At 65.8% G+C, this 15,669-nt stretch carries 18 protein-coding genes and 1 tRNA gene; 9 read left to right on the top strand and 10 right to left on the bottom strand.

Features of this window, described 5'->3' with window-relative positions:
• Positions 1-230: 230 nt before the first annotated feature.
• Positions 231-303 (bottom strand) — tRNA-Asn (locus tag ACFQGD_RS12215).
• 184 nt (positions 304-487) lie between these two features.
• On the opposite strand from ACFQGD_RS12215, the gene ACFQGD_RS12210 reads away from it, so the two are divergent.
• Complete coding sequence (locus ACFQGD_RS12210) at positions 488-709, top strand: hypothetical protein (protein ID WP_345396216.1); 222 nt, start codon at positions 488-490, stop codon at positions 707-709.
• A 47-nt stretch (positions 710-756) separates the two neighbouring features.
• On the opposite strand, the gene ACFQGD_RS12205 is transcribed toward ACFQGD_RS12210, so the two are convergent.
• The 3 genes from ACFQGD_RS12205 to dnaG are packed head-to-tail and all read right to left on the bottom strand — an operon-like array spanning position 757 to position 3,922.
• Complete coding sequence (locus ACFQGD_RS12205) at positions 757-1,521, bottom strand: trans-aconitate 2-methyltransferase (protein ID WP_345396219.1); 765 nt, start codon at positions 1,519-1,521, stop codon at positions 757-759.
• Positions 1,518-2,039, bottom strand: coding sequence for a hypothetical protein (locus tag ACFQGD_RS12200; RefSeq protein ID WP_345396222.1), 522 nt, complete (start codon positions 2,037-2,039; stop codon positions 1,518-1,520). The genes ACFQGD_RS12205 and ACFQGD_RS12200 overlap by 4 nt, the downstream gene beginning before the upstream one ends.
• Entirely contained in the window at positions 2,039-3,922 is a 1,884-nt protein-coding gene (gene dnaG / locus ACFQGD_RS12195; RefSeq protein WP_345396225.1) for a DNA primase, read from the bottom strand. The genes ACFQGD_RS12200 and dnaG overlap by 1 nt, the downstream gene beginning before the upstream one ends.
• A 166-nt stretch (positions 3,923-4,088) precedes the next feature.
• On the opposite strand from dnaG, the gene ACFQGD_RS12190 reads away from it, so the two are divergent.
• Positions 4,089-4,286 carry a ferredoxin gene (locus ACFQGD_RS12190; protein ID WP_345396228.1) on the top strand — a complete coding sequence of 66 codons (198 nt, stop codon included), beginning with the start codon at positions 4,089-4,091 and terminating at the stop codon, positions 4,284-4,286.
• 500 nt (positions 4,287-4,786) lie between these two features.
• Here the strand turns inward: ACFQGD_RS12190 and ACFQGD_RS12185 are convergent, their stop codons facing one another.
• Both ACFQGD_RS12185 and ACFQGD_RS12180 read right to left on the bottom strand, forming a co-directional pair.
• Positions 4,787-5,422, bottom strand: a complete 636-nt coding sequence (locus tag ACFQGD_RS12185; protein WP_345396231.1) for a metallophosphoesterase family protein — start codon at positions 5,420-5,422, stop codon at positions 4,787-4,789.
• Positions 5,423-6,442: an ATP-grasp domain-containing protein gene (locus ACFQGD_RS12180; protein WP_345396234.1), complete on the bottom strand. Its 1,020-nt coding sequence runs from the start codon at positions 6,440-6,442 to the stop codon at positions 5,423-5,425. It lies immediately after the preceding gene.
• Positions 6,443-6,638: 196 nt separating this feature from the next.
• On the opposite strand from ACFQGD_RS12180, the gene ACFQGD_RS12175 reads away from it, so the two are divergent.
• Complete coding sequence (locus ACFQGD_RS12175) at positions 6,639-6,992, top strand: aldo/keto reductase (protein WP_345396237.1); 354 nt, start codon at positions 6,639-6,641, stop codon at positions 6,990-6,992.
• A 205-nt stretch (positions 6,993-7,197) separates the two neighbouring features.
• The gene (locus ACFQGD_RS12170) at positions 7,198-8,133 is read left to right on the top strand and encodes a sigma-70 family RNA polymerase sigma factor (RefSeq protein WP_345396240.1); all 936 of its coding nucleotides are present in this window, start codon (positions 7,198-7,200) and stop codon (positions 8,131-8,133) included.
• Between the two features lie 14 nt (positions 8,134-8,147).
• Here ACFQGD_RS12170 and ACFQGD_RS12165 read toward each other — a convergent pair whose 3' ends face one another.
• Complete coding sequence (locus ACFQGD_RS12165; protein WP_345396243.1) at positions 8,148-8,450, bottom strand: DUF4190 domain-containing protein; 303 nt, start codon at positions 8,448-8,450, stop codon at positions 8,148-8,150.
• A gap of 189 nt (positions 8,451-8,639) precedes the next feature.
• Between ACFQGD_RS12165 and ACFQGD_RS12160 the strand changes: the two genes are divergently transcribed.
• Positions 8,640-9,107 (top strand): MarR family winged helix-turn-helix transcriptional regulator, encoded by a 468-nt coding sequence (locus tag ACFQGD_RS12160; protein WP_345396246.1) that lies wholly within the window; start codon positions 8,640-8,642, stop codon positions 9,105-9,107.
• Positions 9,104-10,114: an NADP-dependent oxidoreductase gene (locus ACFQGD_RS12155; RefSeq protein WP_345396248.1), complete on the top strand. Its 1,011-nt coding sequence runs from the start codon at positions 9,104-9,106 to the stop codon at positions 10,112-10,114. Before ACFQGD_RS12160 ends, ACFQGD_RS12155 begins: the two co-directional genes overlap by 4 nt.
• A gap of 134 nt (positions 10,115-10,248) precedes the next feature.
• On the opposite strand, the gene ACFQGD_RS12150 is transcribed toward ACFQGD_RS12155, so the two are convergent.
• The gene (locus tag ACFQGD_RS12150) at positions 10,249-10,815 is read right to left on the bottom strand and encodes a carboxymuconolactone decarboxylase family protein (protein ID WP_345396250.1); all 567 of its coding nucleotides are present in this window, start codon (positions 10,813-10,815) and stop codon (positions 10,249-10,251) included.
• Between the two features lie 151 nt (positions 10,816-10,966).
• Here ACFQGD_RS12150 and ACFQGD_RS12145 point away from each other — a divergent pair, with 151 nt between their 5' ends.
• Genes ACFQGD_RS12145 through ACFQGD_RS12135 form a run of 3 tightly spaced genes read left to right on the top strand, consistent with a single transcriptional unit; the run spans position 10,967 to position 12,792 of the window.
• On the top strand, positions 10,967-11,302 hold the full coding sequence (locus ACFQGD_RS12145; RefSeq protein ID WP_345396252.1) for a helix-turn-helix domain-containing protein: 336 nt from the start codon (positions 10,967-10,969) through the stop codon (positions 11,300-11,302).
• Between the two features lie 12 nt (positions 11,303-11,314).
• Positions 11,315-12,181 carry an ImmA/IrrE family metallo-endopeptidase gene (locus ACFQGD_RS12140; RefSeq protein WP_345396254.1) on the top strand — a complete coding sequence of 289 codons (867 nt, stop codon included), beginning with the start codon at positions 11,315-11,317 and terminating at the stop codon, positions 12,179-12,181.
• Entirely contained in the window at positions 12,178-12,792 is a 615-nt protein-coding gene (locus ACFQGD_RS12135; RefSeq protein ID WP_345396256.1) for a PIN domain-containing protein, read from the top strand. The genes ACFQGD_RS12140 and ACFQGD_RS12135 overlap by 4 nt, the downstream gene beginning before the upstream one ends.
• A gap of 199 nt (positions 12,793-12,991) precedes the next feature.
• Here the strand turns inward: ACFQGD_RS12135 and ACFQGD_RS12130 are convergent, their stop codons facing one another.
• Together ACFQGD_RS12130 and ACFQGD_RS12125 are read right to left on the bottom strand one after the other, a co-directional pair.
• On the bottom strand, positions 12,992-14,326 hold the full coding sequence (locus tag ACFQGD_RS12130; RefSeq protein WP_345396258.1) for a serpin family protein: 1,335 nt from the start codon (positions 14,324-14,326) through the stop codon (positions 12,992-12,994).
• Positions 14,319-15,581, bottom strand: coding sequence for a deoxyguanosinetriphosphate triphosphohydrolase (locus ACFQGD_RS12125; RefSeq protein WP_345396260.1), 1,263 nt, complete (start codon positions 15,579-15,581; stop codon positions 14,319-14,321). The genes ACFQGD_RS12130 and ACFQGD_RS12125 overlap by 8 nt, the downstream gene beginning before the upstream one ends.
• Positions 15,582-15,669 lie beyond the last annotated feature (88 nt).

Genomic DNA, 15,669 nt, shown 5'->3' with positions numbered 1-15,669 from the left:
TTCGTCCTGCTCCAGCAGAGCAGCGGCCTTCCATCGATGGCTACGGCAGCAAGGTCAATATCGTGGGGCAGCACTACCGCCGCAACCGGGAAGGCAGCGCGGCATCTCGTGATGCGCTGGAGGGCATGTTCGGTGATGCCGAGAACGGCTGAACGTGGATGTTTTCTGGCGGACGCACTCTGTCGGACCCCGGATAAACGAAATGCCCAGGTGCTTGACCTGGGCTGGTGCTCCCCCGGCTGGACTCGAACCAGCAACCCTTCGGTTAACAGCCGAATGCTCTGCCAATTGAGCTACGAGGGACTGCGTTGCCGCGCCGCGCGCTGCGGGTACTGACTATACATACCCGTCTCATCGCCCTGCACAGGGCCCTCCCAAGATCGGCAGGCTCCGGCTGGTGCGTCGACATGCCTACGTGTGGCCACCGGGACACCACACCAACTCTGGTGGACAATGGATAGCGGCAGGTCGACGACGAGGAGGCGGCATGGTGAAGTTCTTGCTAGGCGCGGCGGTCGGGTACGTGCTGGGGTCACGCGCGGGCCGCAGCCGGTACGAGCAGATCGTGCGCACCTACCGCAAGGTGGCCGACCACCCTGCCGTGCAGGGCGCGGCGGGCGTCGCCAGGGCGAAGATCGGCGAGCGGGTCCCGTTCGCCCAGAAACAGACCGCGCGGCAGCCGCAGGGGCAACCTCAGCACCAGCCCTGACAACGGCGGACGGCCACAACCGCTCCGAGGCGGGCGCCGCGCACGGCTTACCGCACGCGGGCGACGGCGAACACCCGGCGGAACGGGAACAACGTCGTCCCGTCGCTGCGCTGCGGATACGCCTCGCGAAGCCGCGGTGCGAGTTCGGTGCGGAACCGCTGCCATTCTTCGTCGTCGAGTGACGCTTTGACCGGCCGCAACGTCGTCCCGGTGAGCCACTCCAGCACCGGATCGTTCCCGGTAAGCCGCTGGATGTAGGTCGTCTCCCACGCGTCGATCTCACACCCAAGGTCGGCGAACAGCTCCGCATACGACGTGGCGTCCAGGATGTCGGTCGCCGGAGCGACCACCTCGGCCAGGATGTCCCGCCAGTGCGGCTCGTTCGCCAGGTCACGCACCAGGGTGTGTGACGGCTCGTCGACGTTGCGGGGCATCGCCACCGCCAGCCACGCACCCGGCGTGAGGGCGGTCACCCACTGGCGTAGCAGCTCGGTGTGGTCGGGCACCCAGTGCAATACGGCGTTGCAGATGACGACGTTGGTGTCGGGCTTGGGCGACCAGTCGCGGACGTCGCCGAGCCGGGCGTCGATGCCGCGTGCCTGCGCGTCGCGCACCATGTCCGCCGACGAGTCCCACGCCTCCAGCGCAGCGGACGGCCATCGCTGGGACAGCGCCTGCGTCAGGTGACCCGGCCCACAGCCGAGGTCGGCGACGCGGCGTGGCGAGCGCTCGTCGATGCGCACGATCAGCTCGAAGAACGGCCGGGACCGCAGGTCGGCGTAGCCGAGATACGCCTCGGGGTCCCATCTCATTCCGACTCTCCACGCAGCTGCTCGGCGGCTTCTCGCGCGATCTCGGCGGCGACGACGTCGTCAGTGCCCGGCTCCGGCCGCACCTGCAAGACCTCGGTCTGCGTGCCGGGAAGACGCCGCTGCACGAACCACGCCGCGCCGCCGGGCAGTTCCTTGCGGTACCGGGCGCGAATCGAGTCGGTCACCCGTTCGCGCACGATCGTGGGCAGCTTGCCGGGGCTTTTGAGGGCGAACCGCTTCGCGGGCAGGTCCGTGATGATCACCGATTCCCCCGCCTGCGCGGTTTCCTCGGCCTCGATGACGGCCAGCACATCGTTGTCCCACGTGGCCTTGCTGATCAGATGCCAGTCGACACGTCGCGTGCTGCCGGATTCCGGCAGCCACAGCCCGAACCGGGTGGCGACCAGGTGGCCTTGCGTGGCGGTCGCGGCGGCGAGGACGTGCTCGTTGTCGGCCAGCGTGCCGGGAAAGTCGTCCGGGAGTTCGTCCCCGATCAACCGCCGCAGCCATCCGAGCATCAGCTGAAGCCCCCAACGGCCTGCTCCCGCAGCGCCTTGCGGTACTGCTCCAGCGCGACCAGGTCACCGAACAGCCTGCGGTACTCGTCGCCGTCCTCCACCGGCGACACCCGCTGCAGCTTCGACTTCACCTCGGCGATCTGTCGCCCCACGAGGCTTTCCTGCACCACGGCCAGCTCGGTCGCCACGTAGTCGGCGTCGACCTCGCCGCGTGCGTGCAGCGGCTCCACCGCCAGCTCCGACAGCACCATCTGCACCGTGCCCGGCTTGGCCTGCTGGGTGGCGGCGTCGAGCAACGCGGGCCCGGCGAGCCCGGACGCGGTGCCGCCCGCGGCTTGTATCGCCCGATGCACCGCGACATACGCCGGGTGGGTGAAAGCTTCCTCCGGCAGCGCGTCGTAGGCGGGCCCGGCGAGCGCGGGCTCCTGCAGCGCCGCCTTGAGCACCTCGCGCTGCGCGCGCAGTCCGGGATCGCGGGGCGCGGGGCGTGGGAGGTCGCCGTCCGACGTCTCGCTGCGCTGCGGGGCGCGGCGCGGCGCCTTGGCGGCACTGCCCGACGTCTCGCGGACGCGGCGCACCACCATCGCCTCGTCCTGCCAGCCCGTCCAGAACGCCAGCTTGACCGCGTAACCGTCGCGCTTGGCCTCGTCCTTGATGCGCGCGACCAGCGGCACGGTGTCCTTGAGCGCGGCGACCTGGCCGTCGACCGAGTCGAGGTCGTAGGAGCGCAGCATCGTCTTGATGGCGAACTCGAACAGCGGAATGCGGCGCGCGACCAGGTCCCGCACCGCGGTGTCGCCCTTGGCCAGCCGCAGCTCGCACGGGTCCATGCCCTCGGGTGCGACGGCGATGTAGGTCTGCCCGGCGAACGTCTGGTCGCCCTCGAACGCCTTGAGCGCGGCCTTCTGGCCGGCCTCGTCACCGTCGAAGGTGAAGATAACCTCACCCCGGAAGGTGTCGTCGTCCATCATCAGCCGCCGCAGCACGGCCATGTGGTCGCTGCCGAAGGCCGTCCCGGACGACGCCACGGCCGTGGGTACCCCGGCGGCGTGCATCGCCATGACGTCGGTGTAGCCCTCGACGACGACCACCTGGTGCCGCTTGGCGATCTCCCGTTTGGCGAGGTCGAGGCCGAACAGCACCCGTGACTTGCTGTAGACGGGGCTGTCGCTGGTGTTGAGGTACTTCGCCTGGATCGGGTCGTCGTCGTAGAGGCGGCGCGCGCCGAAGCCCACGACGTCGCCAGCGAGGTCCTTGATCGGCCACAGCAGCCTGCGGTGGAACCGGTCGATCGGCTTGCCCCGGCTGCCTTCCTTGGCGAGCTGGGCCTTGTAGAGCTCGTTGATCTCGAAGCCCTTGCTGAGCAGGTGCTTCGTGAGGGTGTCCCAGCCGTCGGGTGCGTAGCCGCAGCCGAAGCGTTGCGCGGCGACCTGGTCGAAGCCGCGTTCCTTGAGGAAGTCGCGAGCGGGTCGCGCGGGTTCGGTGAGGAGCTGCTCGGCGTAGAACTCCTGCGCGGCGCGGTTCGCCTCGATCAGCCGGGCGCGGCTGCCTCGGTCGCGCTGCACGCTGGTGCCGCCGCCGGTGTAGGTGAGGGTGTAGCCGATCCGGTCGGCCAGCCGCTCCACCGACTCGACGAAGCCCAGGTGCTCGATGCGCATGATGAACTTGATGACGTCGCCGCCCTCACCACAGCCGAAGCAGTGGAAGGTGCCGTGCGTGGGCCGCACGTTCAGCGACGGCGTCTTCTCGTCGTGGAACGGGCAGAGCCCCTTCAGCGCTCCCCCGCCCGCACGCTTGAGCGCGACATACTCGCCCACGATGTCGTCGATCCGATTGCGCTCACGGACCTGCGCGATGTCGCTTTCCCGGATCAGCCCTGCCACGGTCGCCGAGTCTAGTCGTCGGCCAAACCGGGACCGGTCACGACCGGCCGTTGGGCTTCGTGCCCGGTGCTGGGCGGGTCGCTCGCGGATTGGACACGAAGGCTGTTGGTGTCTACAGTTTCGACACAAGCCGAACTGTTGACTACCACCGCGAGGAGCGTGACCGATGAAGATCAGCGTGGACGACGACCAGTGCGCCGCTAACGGCTCCTGCTTCGAGGTCGATCCCGATCTGTTCCCGCTCGACGACGAGGGCTACAGCGCGGTCGGCCAGGGCCGTGAGGTGCCCGCGGGCAAGGAGGACCTGGCGCAGCAGGGTGTCGACGCCTGCCCGATGGCGGCGTTGTTCGTCGAGTCGGAGTGAGCCGGACGGGCTGCGGCTGGTTTTCTCGCGGCCTAGCGCGCCCGGTGAGGTTGCTCTCCACCGCGAAGTCAGCATCCGCGCTCGGGTATGCACAGCCAGCCAGGCCCCGCACCCATCCGCCGTGTGTCCGGGCGGATCTGCCAACAACGCACCGGACCGACATCCGTATCAAACGTGGCTTGCCGCCGATACCGTCAAACTACCTACGTAGTCATTGGAACCGCTTCTGGCTCGCGAATGCTTCTGACGCTTATATCAAGGTGCGTCTGAGCGGAGGATCTCCCAATCACATGACATCTTTCTTTCCATCTTGATCACGTTGGGGGACTGGCAAACAAGGATAGCCGTCTACCGGTAGTTGAGGCGGTGGGACTGCAGCGGACCTTGGCCAGGGGCGATCCCACACGCCAGGGTCCGACTCGTCCTCGAGACTGGACAGCCCCACGATCAGAATCCCTCTCCAAGCGCAGCGACTAGCGTTTACAACGCGAAAACCACGGTTATAGTCGAGGCCTTTTAGCGTAGTACGAAATACAGGTGTCAGGATAGTGGCGTCGCAGCATCTCACGAATGACGACACGTTCATCGTACAAAACCGACCGGAGATCGAATGTCATATCGTCGATGTCCGCCACAAGATAGTTGATTACGTTGATGTATTGTCTGTTCTGCCCGACACTACCAGGATTATACAATATAAACGGAGGCTGCGAGATTTTGAACTGCCGGTGCGAGTGACCGATGACATAGTTGCATTCCAGGCTAATTGGCGTGTCGGCGAAGATATATTGATCCTTGATCGTGTGGCTAAACACGAACCCATTCAGCGTGTACGTGGACGGCAAATTCGATATAGCGTCTAGCCGATCGAACGTCTCGTAGCAGACACTAAAAAACTCTCGAGCGATCGAGTGGTTCCCGAAGTAGCGCCCCTGGAGAAAGTATTCCTCGTGGTTGCCACGTAACGACACGACGTTTGGCAAGGAGGCCACGAGGTCAGCGCATTCGTTACTCCACGGACCGTAATTGACGGTATCGCCCAAGCAAATGTAACCATCAACCGCACCCGCATCCGTGAGCATTCGCTCAATCGCGGGCAGGTTCCCGTGAACGTCGCTAAAGATCGCAAGTCTCATCTACATGCGCCTTACTTTCGACGCAACGAGGCTTCCATTATGCGTCAGCGCGTCGATCGAATCGTTCGAGACGACGAGCTCGTTCCAGTATCGCAGCAGTGCCTGTTCCTTGATCGAGAAGCTAGGCATCGCTCCGTGGCAGACGTAATCCGCGACCATTGCAGGCTCGTTGAATCCGCACAGCGCCCGCGCTGCGGTCGTTCCGGAGCAGCGCGCGTTGATCTCGAAGACGTAAGGACGACCGTCCCTGACGCGCAACTGCGCATTGCATGGCCCGAAAGGCTCCAGCGCGTTCATCAGTGTTTGTACCTCGCCTTCGATGATCTCGTCACGCACAGTGAAGCACTTGTACGTATCGCCATCTCTCAAAGTCCTGCGCATAACAATCACCCCGATGCACTGGCGATTGAGCGTGACCGAACCACAGGTGTACTCGTAACCGTCGATGTGCTCCTGAGCTATGAACATAGACGCGTCGTTACCCTGTTCGACAAACTTGTCCAGATCGCGCCGCGCGTGGATGATGTGGACGTCGCGTGACCTCGACCCACCTTGACGTTTCTTAAGCACGAACGGGTATGGAAGTGGATCGCCGTCACCGCTCTCCCACAAGGACATATCGACGGTCTTTGGTACGGAGACGCCGTAGTCACGAAGGGTCCGATATGTCAACAGCTTATTGTCACTGATGTCAACGACCCGAGGGGAGCTGACAATGGGAATCACGCCAGCGGAAATGAAACGCGTCGAAGCTCGGGCTAACACCCCCAGTTCAGTGTCGAGACCCGGGAAGAGCAACCGACAGTTTTCAGCTTTGCAGATCTCGAGGACCTTGTCGACAAATTCTCGATCGCTCCGCCGGGGAATGAGATATGATCGGTCGGCTGCGTACAACCCAGTTGCCAGCCGGTCACTGTCGAGAGCGACAACGTCATACTCAGCCCATTGGAGCGCCTTGATGATGCTCTGACCTACGCCACCGCCGGCGCCGGTGACAGCGATACAAACCTTCTCGCTCATCGCCCCTTCTTAATGTTCTACGTCTTCGTTGTACACGATTTCCGTCAGCGCTGTGCCCACCACCGTCACTCGGGATCGAACTGGTATGCTGAAATCAAAAATAGCCTGATCCGTTGATTTCCCGAAGACCTCACACTAGCCACCCCATAAATCGTCGCTCCTTTGGCGCTCACTAGCACAGAGGCAGATTTACCCCATGCGCGCTTTCCACCTACTATTTCATGCATTCGGCGCTCGGATCGATGCTAAAGCGACACAGACAGCGGTAGACGCTGCGATCGATCAGGAAACTACGTTATTCGACACTGCGGATGTTTACGGGTTTGGCCGGAGCGAGACACTGCAAGGAAAGGCCTTAGGGCCGCTGTATGAAGGGGTCATTGTTGCCACAAAGTTCGACATGGACATGCAGGGACTCAACGTACCGGATTGCGGTGCTCGCGGATCGGGACGCTGTATCGGGACAACTGTCGAAACGAGCTTGCGGCGACATGGCACTGACTGGATCGACCTTTACCAGCTCGCTACCAACGTGCACGCCCTGGAGTGAGAACCGACGCCCGACGACCAGGCAGAACTGGATGCTCTGACTACCGGCAGTCCAAAACGATACGGCATCCGCGCAGGTTAATGTGGGAGAGCAGCCCAGAACCGTGACGGTTCACAGACCCTTTCGTGGGCTTGCTCTGAGCTCTCGGGCGGCACCGGATCAGTTCAACTGCCACTCCGGCAACCGTCTGCGGCACACTCGAACCATGCTCGATGCTCTCGCCGACGAGTTCACCGCGCTGCGCGGCCAGCTCATCGCCGTCGCCTACCGACTCACCAGCACTCGCGCGGATGCCGAGGACGCCGTGCAGGAGGCGTGGCTGCGCTTATCCGCCCTCGACGACGACAAACGCGCCGAGATCAACGACCTCGCCGCGTGGCTGACCACCGTCGTCGGGCGCATCTGCCTGGACCGGCTCCGCTCGGCGGCGGTGCGGCGGGAGTCGTACTTCGGCCAGTGGCTGCCGGAGCCAATCGTCACCCCGCTCAGCACACCGCCGCGTGACGATCCGCTCGACGCCGTCGTCCGGGAGGACGACGTCCGCATGGCGGCGCTGATCGTGCTCGACCAGCTCTCGCCCGAACAGCGGGTCGCGTTCGTGCTGCACGACGCTTTCGACGTCCCGTTCGCCGAGATCGCCGACATTCTCGGCTGCACGCCCGCGACCGCCCGGCAGTACGCGTCCCGTGGGCGTAAGCACGTAGCAGACGCCGATCCGCCACCGCGCGCATCGCTGGAGGAACAACAGCAGGTGCTGCAGCGGCTGACCGACGCGCTGCTCGCCGGCGACGTCGCCACGGTGACCGAACTGCTGCACCCGGACGTCGTACTGATCGGTGACGCCAACGGCAAGGCCCGCACAGCGGTCCAGGTCATGGCAGGCCGCGACAAGATCGTGCGGTTCCTGTTCGGCCTCGCCCGGCGCTACGACCCCGAGGCGCTGGCCAGGTCAGTGCCGATGCTGGCCAATGGTGACCTAGCGAGCTTCCTCCCGCCTGACCCCGGCCATGGCTCCTACCGCCCGCTCGACGCACACCTACAGATGATCGCGCTCCGCGACGGCAAGATCTGCGCCATCTACGACCAGGCGAATCCGGACAAGCTCCGGACGGCGGGACTGCCGGTGGATGCCCCTCAGTGACTCCAGTGGAGCCTCTAAACGATGCCGACGATGGCGAAAGGCAGAAAGAGCAGCACAAGCGTCCCGACGCCGATGTAGCCCAGAACGAGACCGGCCACGGCCAGTCCCCTGCCCGCATAACCCTCGTTATCGGCACGGCTCAACGCCACGTGCCCGAAGATCACGGCCAAGATCGACCCCAGCCACCAAATCCACAGGATGCCGAGTACCAGCGACGCGACCGCGAAGCCGTCCGTCCGAGGCGGTGGTGGTGGCGGATAGTACGGGTACGGCTGTTGCGGCGGCTGGTATGGCTGCGGCTGGTACGGGTCGGTCACGCGCCACTCCCCATCGCGAGGTCACGGAATCGGTCGTTTCTCACTGTCGAAGACGCGGGATCCCGCCGCCATCGACCGTATGGGTAGACCACGGTAGCCGGTCGACCGACCCCACGTCGCCCCGACGTTGACGTCCAGCTGGATCAACTTTGATTGCGCACAACTTAATTGTGCGCAATGATGGTGGTGATGACATCGCAAGGTGGCGAGCTGGACCTGAACAAGCAGGTCTGCTTCGCCCTGTACCGGGCGTCGCGTGCGCTGACGCAGCTCTACCGCCCGCTGCTCGACGAGCTGGACCTCACCTACCCGCAGTACCTGGCGCTGCTGGTGCTGTGGGAGCGGGGGCCGATGACGGTCCGCGAGCTCGGCCACGTGCTCGACCTCGACTCCGGCACGCTCTCCCCCATGCTCAAGCGGCTCGCGACCCGTGGGGTCATCGAGCGCAAACGCAGCGAGGAGGACGAACGATCCGTCGTCGTCCACCTCACGGAGCGGGGCGACGCGCTGCGGGAGCAGGCCAGCGCCATCCCCGACCGCGTGGCGGGGTCGGCGGCACTCGACGTCGAACAGCTCACCGCCCTACGCGACAGTCTTGCCGCCCTCACCGATGCCGTCAACGCACGTCGAACCGCGACAAGGGGGAACCCCGAATGACCATGACCCGTGAGATCCGCCTCGCTTCCCGTCCGTCCGGATGGCCGGAGCAGGCGAACTTCGACCTGACCGAGACCGAGCTGCCCGCGCCCGCCGAGGGCGAGCTGCTGGTGCGCAACCTGTTCATGTCGGTCGATCCGTACATGCGGCCCAGGATGAACGACGTCAAGTCGTACGTCCCGCCGTTCCAGATCGGCGAGCCGCTCGATGGCGGCGCCGTCGGCGAGGTCGTCGAATCCACTGTGGACGGCTTCAAACCGGGCGACACCGTGCTGCACGGCCTCGGCTGGCGCGAGCACGCGCTCGTTCCCGCGAAGACTGCCCGCGTCGTGGAGCCGATCCCGGGCCTGCCGCTCTCGCTGTATCTCGGCGCGCTCGGCATGACCGGGCTGACGGCCTACGCCGGACTGCTCGACGTCGCAGGGTTTAAGCCGGGCGACACGGTGTTCGTGTCCGGCGCGGCGGGAGCGGTCGGCAGCATGGCCGGACAGCTCGCGCGACTCAAGGGCGCCAAGCGGGTGATCGGCAGCGCCGGGTCACCGGAGAAGGTCGCCTACGTGCGCGAGAAGGCCGGGGTCGACGCGGCGTTCAACTACCGCGACGGCAAGGTCAGCGACCTGCTCGCCGAGGCCGCGCCCGACGGCATCGACGTCTACTTTGACAACGTCGGCGGGGAGCACCTGGAAGCCGCGATCACGCACCTCAACACCTACGGCCGGGTGGCGCTGTGCGGGGCGATCAACCAGTACAACGCGACGTCCGCCGAACCGGGACCGCGCAACCTGTGGCTGGCGATCGGCAAGCGGCTGACGCTGCGCGGGTTTATCGTGCGCGACCACAACGACCGCTTCCGCGACATGGTGAACGAGGTCGGGCCGTGGCTGCGCAGCGGTGAGCTGGTGGCGGACGAGACCGTCGTCGACGGCCTGGACAACGCCGTGGACGCCTTCCTCGGCGTCCTCCGCGGCGACAACACGGGGAAGATGATCGTTCGGTTGGCGGAGTGAGTATGTCGTGAAGGGCATCTTCCCGGCGTCTGGTGCCAGGAAGATGCCCTTCACGGCACCGGCTGTGTGTGGATCTTGCGACGTCGTGGCGATATGGACCGCCGGAACGCCTCATGATCGTGGTGCTCGAGCCGTCAGGGCTGGGGGACGCGGCACGCCTCGCCGGACGTGAAGCCCTGCTCCACGATGCCGAGCGCACTGTTGACTCTGCCGCGCATGTTCTCCAGTCCTATGTGGTAGGTCAGCTCCACGACGCCGTCGCGTCCGAACTCGGCTTCCAGCTCGGCGACCTGCTCGTCCGTCACGCTGATCGGCGTCTCGGTCATCGCGTCGGCGTAGGCGATGGCCAGCCGTTCGGCGCGGCTGTATAGCGGGGAGTCGGCGTAGTTGTCGATGTGCTTGAGCCGATCGATGTCGAGCCCCTGGTGGCGCTGCAACATGGTGCCGAAGTCGATGCACCACTCGCAGCCCAGCCGCACCGCCGCCCGGTAGACGGCGAGGTCCCGGACGTTCGCCGGTAGCACCGTGCTAGCGCGCTGCACCATCAGTTCGTGGACGTTGCCCGCGAACATCAGCTTGCGGTGATTGGCCGCGACGGCGATCGGCTCCGGCACAGCCCCGTATCGCTTGCGCGCGAAGCGGTAGCTGAACTTGGTCAGCCAGCCGGCGTCGTTCGTGGCCACTGCGGGGATGCGCGGCATAGCGCACTCCTTGTCTCTCGTCGATGTCTGTCACCGGTATGACGAGACGGCGCGCTCGGGTGTGACAGCAGGGCGCACTGGCGCCGCGAGCAGTGACAGGCTACTCTTGAATCAAGAACCGAAATCTTGATTCAGAACGTAGGGTGCTCTCATGACAGTGGATGTTGGCGCGCTGATTGAGCGCGCCCGTGTGTCTGCGGGTCTCAGCCAGCGCGCCCTCGCGGAGGCAACCGGTATCTCCCAACCCACCTTGTCGCGGATCATTTCCGGCGACCGAGCGGCGAAGCTGCCAGAGGTCGTCGCGATCGCCTGGGCCACAGGCCATACAGTCGCCCAGCTCACCGGAGTCAGCACGGTGTCAGACCGAGCGCAATGCGCAGCACGAGCCACCAATAACTGCGGCATGGAAGGAATGCGCGAGGCGCTACTGCACTTCTTGGAACTAAACGATTACCTAGATGACCAGGCGATCCCCGCCACAGTCTAGTCAGGTCAGCCTGTGAACACCGAAGCCGAAGGCCGTACCGCAGCCATCCAGTTCCGCCGCAACAATCACCTCGGGGTGCAACCGTTGGGCGACCTTGTGGCCGTCATCGAGCAAGCGACCGGAGTCGACGTGGCGGTACTCGACGCGGGACCCGATGAGCACGGCCTGACTATGCGGGACAGGAGGCGCGGCGCCGTGTTCATCGGAGTCGCGCGCACCCGGAAGCCGATGCGGCAACGCAGCACGCTCGCCCACGAACTCGGTCACGTCTTGTTTGGGGATTGGGCGGACAACAACGCGGGAAACTGGAGTTCCCGAAACCCTGCGGAGATTCGAGCCGACGCCTTTGCGCGACACCTACTCATACCCATCGAAGGCTTGCGTGAGTTCCTCGGAAACCAAACGCTACGCGCCCAATCGTCTCTCTCTGCGATCGTTCAGCGATTCCTCGTATCGCCGAAAATCGCGGCCATCGCACTCCACCAAGCTGGATACATCGACGCGCCCACTAAGCAGGACTGGATGGCGCTGACCACGCCACTATTGGCTGCCCGGTTCGGGTGGACCGACCAGTACCGGGCCTTGCAGGCTGACTCTAACCAACAGCGAGCACCGCAGCAGTTACTCGCCCGTGCGATCAGAGGTTATGCGGAGGGAGCGCTCTCGGCGCAAGCCATCGCCACGTTACGCGGCATACCCCTGGAAGCCGCTAAGGCTGATCTCAGCGAGGCTGGTGTCGTGCCTACCGAGCGACCAATCGCTTGGGCTGATCCCACTGAACTACCCGATGTGGAGGTAGATCTAGCAGCGCTGGACGCGGACCTCAACGCGCCGGATGACGTCGATGAGCAGACGGAGGCGGAAAGGCAAGCCGAATGACGCACCGGCCGATCATCGATGCCGGTCCCGGCTTGAACTTTCTGTCGATCAACAAGGAGCGCCTGCTCATTGGCGTGCTCGGACCACTCAGCGCCCCAGAAACCGTGCGAGACGAGGTGCTCTTGAAGTCTCAGCGCGACGAACGTTTCCGCGCCGCAGCGGCAGTCTGGAAGAAGCTAACACCCCGTTGGATGCGAGTACTTCCTGACGCCCCGACACCCGAACTCGCGACTGTCATCCACCGCATCACGCGACAACCAATGGATCAACGGCTCAAGCAGCCTAAGGACCTGGGCGAAACCATGGTCATCGCGCACGCGGTCGTTGCCGCCGAAGCAGGTGAGACAGTGACGGTCCTCATCGATGACGAACACGGAGCGCGGACGGCCACCTCCGAGATTGGCCGACTCGATCGGCTTCGAACAGCAGGCCACACGATGGGGTCCATTCGGCTGGTGAACACGCTGACAGTTCTGGAACGCGCGGCCGGCGGGCAGCACATCCCGGACAAGGCCACGATGCAAAGCATCTACAAACGGCTGCGTAGCCTCGATGACGCGCTCCCGCCGATTGGGAGGACTGGTCTCCTCTCGCCCACACGTTGGTCCTGAGCAATCGCGGCGTATGGCGGCTGGCACGATCGCAGCGACCCCAACACGTCTGAAAGACAACCATGACGGCCCGAATGCCGAACACAGAGTCGGGAATGTGGGACACAGCGTCCTGAACGTCGAATACAACGTCCTGAGTGTCGGACACAGCGGCGTGAGTGCAGGACACAGCGTCCTGAGTGTCGGACACGGTGGCGGGTCAGGTTGGGTCGGTCACTCGCGCTAGGAAGTAGACGGCGCCGGTGGTGGCGTGGCGGACGAGCAGCAGGAACGGGCGGTCGACGACGAACGACACCGGCTCCTCCACGGTCACCGAGGTCAGGCGGATCATCATCGCGGTGGCGGCGGCGCCTTCGAGACCGTCCTCGTCGACTTTGAGGACGGCCTCATGCAGCGCGTCGGAGACGAGCAGCCGAGGGTCGTCGGAGAGACCACTGAGGTCGGCGGCTGGGGTGAACAGCTCGGACACACCCAGTTCGTCGAGTGCGCTGGTCAGCGAAACGTTCATGCCGACGTCGACGTGTGGCATCCGCAGCGATACCCGCCGCGTGCGGACGGAGTCGAGAAGTCCAGCCAATGTGTCGGCATCGAGCGTGGCCTCAGCGGCGGGCATGTCCGCGGCGATCGCGGCCCCAGGCGCGTCGGCCTCTGCGGGGACGGAGGCGCTAGCGGCATCGGAGGCGTCAGCAACATCAGGGGCAGCGGCGGCCGGGTAGGCGTCCGGGAGCAGGATCACCGCCTGTACGCCGCCCGTGGCGGGCAGGACCGCCGCGCGCCAGCCGTCGGCTGCGGCGTAGCCGAGCTGCTCGACCTGGCGCATCATCGGCACCGTGCGGTCGCCGCCGGGCGTGTGAAACACGCCGTCGGTGGTGTGCGCGGGTGCGAACGGGTTCCGCCACGCCACCTTGAGATAGAGCGCGTTGACCAGGCTAGCGACAGTGTCCACGGTGACCGCGCCTTCGGGCACCAGCTCGGGGATCAGGTCCCGGGTGGTCTGGGCGACGTCGGCGTTGATGGCCGCTCGCGCGCCCTCGGGGTCGGTGACGAACGGGGCGTAGGCCAGCCGCGCACCTGGCCAGCCCGCCAGGTCGGCGCCGAAGTCCTCGTTGATCCGCAACTGGTCCCACGCCCACAGCGTGTTGGACACCGCGAGCACCGGTTTCTCGCCGTCCGGGTCAGCATCGGACGCCCGATCCTCGACGTCCTCATCGGGGCCCAGAGACTGGGCGGTGTCAGGTGGCTGACCGGGGCGTAGCGACTGGCCGCCGCCGGACGCGGAGCCCGCGCCGCCCGCACCATCCAGCACGGCAGCGTCGGCGAGTAGCTCGATCTGCTTGGCGATGTCCGGCTCGTCCCCGCTGAGCAGCGCGCGCAGCTCCTCGGCCGTGTTGCCGCGCGCCGCTTGGTACGCGAGCCCAAGGGCGCTGGCGATCGAGTACGGCGAGAAGCAGGTGTTGCCGCCGTCCGAGGCGAGCACCCGATGCAGCACCAGACAGAACCGCAGGTGCTGTCGCCGCGCGGTGACCTCAGCCATGGCGACCAGTGTGCCAGGCATGCCACGCGACGGCTTGAGCGTCGGTCAGCGACGCGACCTGATCGATCACCACGCGGGTGCGTCCCGCGTCGTCGGCCGCCGCGTGCCAAGCGGGTTGCAACTGCCGGTCCAGCGCGTCCGGCGCGCGCCTGAGCAGCACCTCGACCAGCTCCGCGAGCAGCTGTCGCTGTCCTTCTTGGACGGCGAGCCTGCGCCGGTCGCTCATGACGTACCGGAGCGCGAGCGCCTTGAGCAGCGCGACCTCCGCCGCCACCCGATCGGGGACGACGAGCCGCGCCGCGTACCGGGTGAGCGGACCGTCGCCGTAACGCGACCGCGTCTCGGTCACCGCTGCCGTGGCGAAACGGCCGACCAGCTCGCTGGTGAGTCGCTTCAGCCCGACCAGCGCGCCGAGCGAGAAATCGTAGTCCGGCACCGCCAGCTCGGCGACGGCGGGCACCGACAGCAGCTCCTGCGCTGCGGCTTCCAATGTGGACACCGCTAGCGGTGAGAAGTGTTTCGCCGCGAGGTCGGCCAGCGCCGCACGCTCGGTGACGTCGGTGAGCACGTGCAATGAGATGCGACCGGACAGCACGGCGTCCTCGACGTCGTGCACCGAGTAGGCGACGTCGTCCGACCAGTCCATGATGCTGGCCTCGAGACACATCTGCCCGTCCGGGGCGCCGTCGCGCATCCAGCGGAACACCGGCAGGTCGTCGTCGTACGCGCCGAACTTGGTCGTGCCCGCGCTGCGCTGCCACGGGTATTTGGTGGTGGCGTCGAGACACGCCCTGGTGAGGTTGAGTCCGCTGGCGAGGTCGTCGCCGGGTACGGCTTTTGGTTCAAGGCGTGTCAGGATTCGGAGCGTCTGGGCGTTGCCCTCGTAGCCGCCGCAGTGCTGCGCGAGCGCGTCGAGGGCCTTCTCGCCGTTGTGCCCGAACGGCGGGTGCCCGATGTCGTGCGCGAGCCCCGCGGTGTCGACGAGGTCGGGATCGGCGCCGAGCGACTCGGCGATGTTGCGCCCGATCTGGGCGACCTCGAGCGAATGGGTGAGCCGGGTCCTCGGCACACCGGACACCTCAGCGCCCTCCCCTGGCCCGACGACCTGCGTCTTGCCGGCGAGCCTGCGCAGCGCGGCCGAGTGCAGCACCCGCGCGCGATCGCGGGCGAAGGGTGAGCGGTCGTCGCCGCCGCTCCGGGTGTTCTTCGGCGGCTCGGCGATGCGGCGCTCGCGATCGTGGTCGTTGTAGGTCATCGCGACAAGGCTATGCCGAATCGGCGACAGTTCCGAGTTCTCGCCGAATGTCACCTCACCCTCACCGGTTGTCACACTCCGTGATCAC

Origin of the sequence: Haloechinothrix salitolerans (assembly GCF_042662605.1) — a bacterium.
Lineage (GTDB): Bacteria > Actinomycetota > Actinomycetes > Mycobacteriales > Pseudonocardiaceae > Haloechinothrix_A > Haloechinothrix_A salitolerans.
This window is presented reverse-complemented; position numbering and strand designations above follow the sequence as displayed.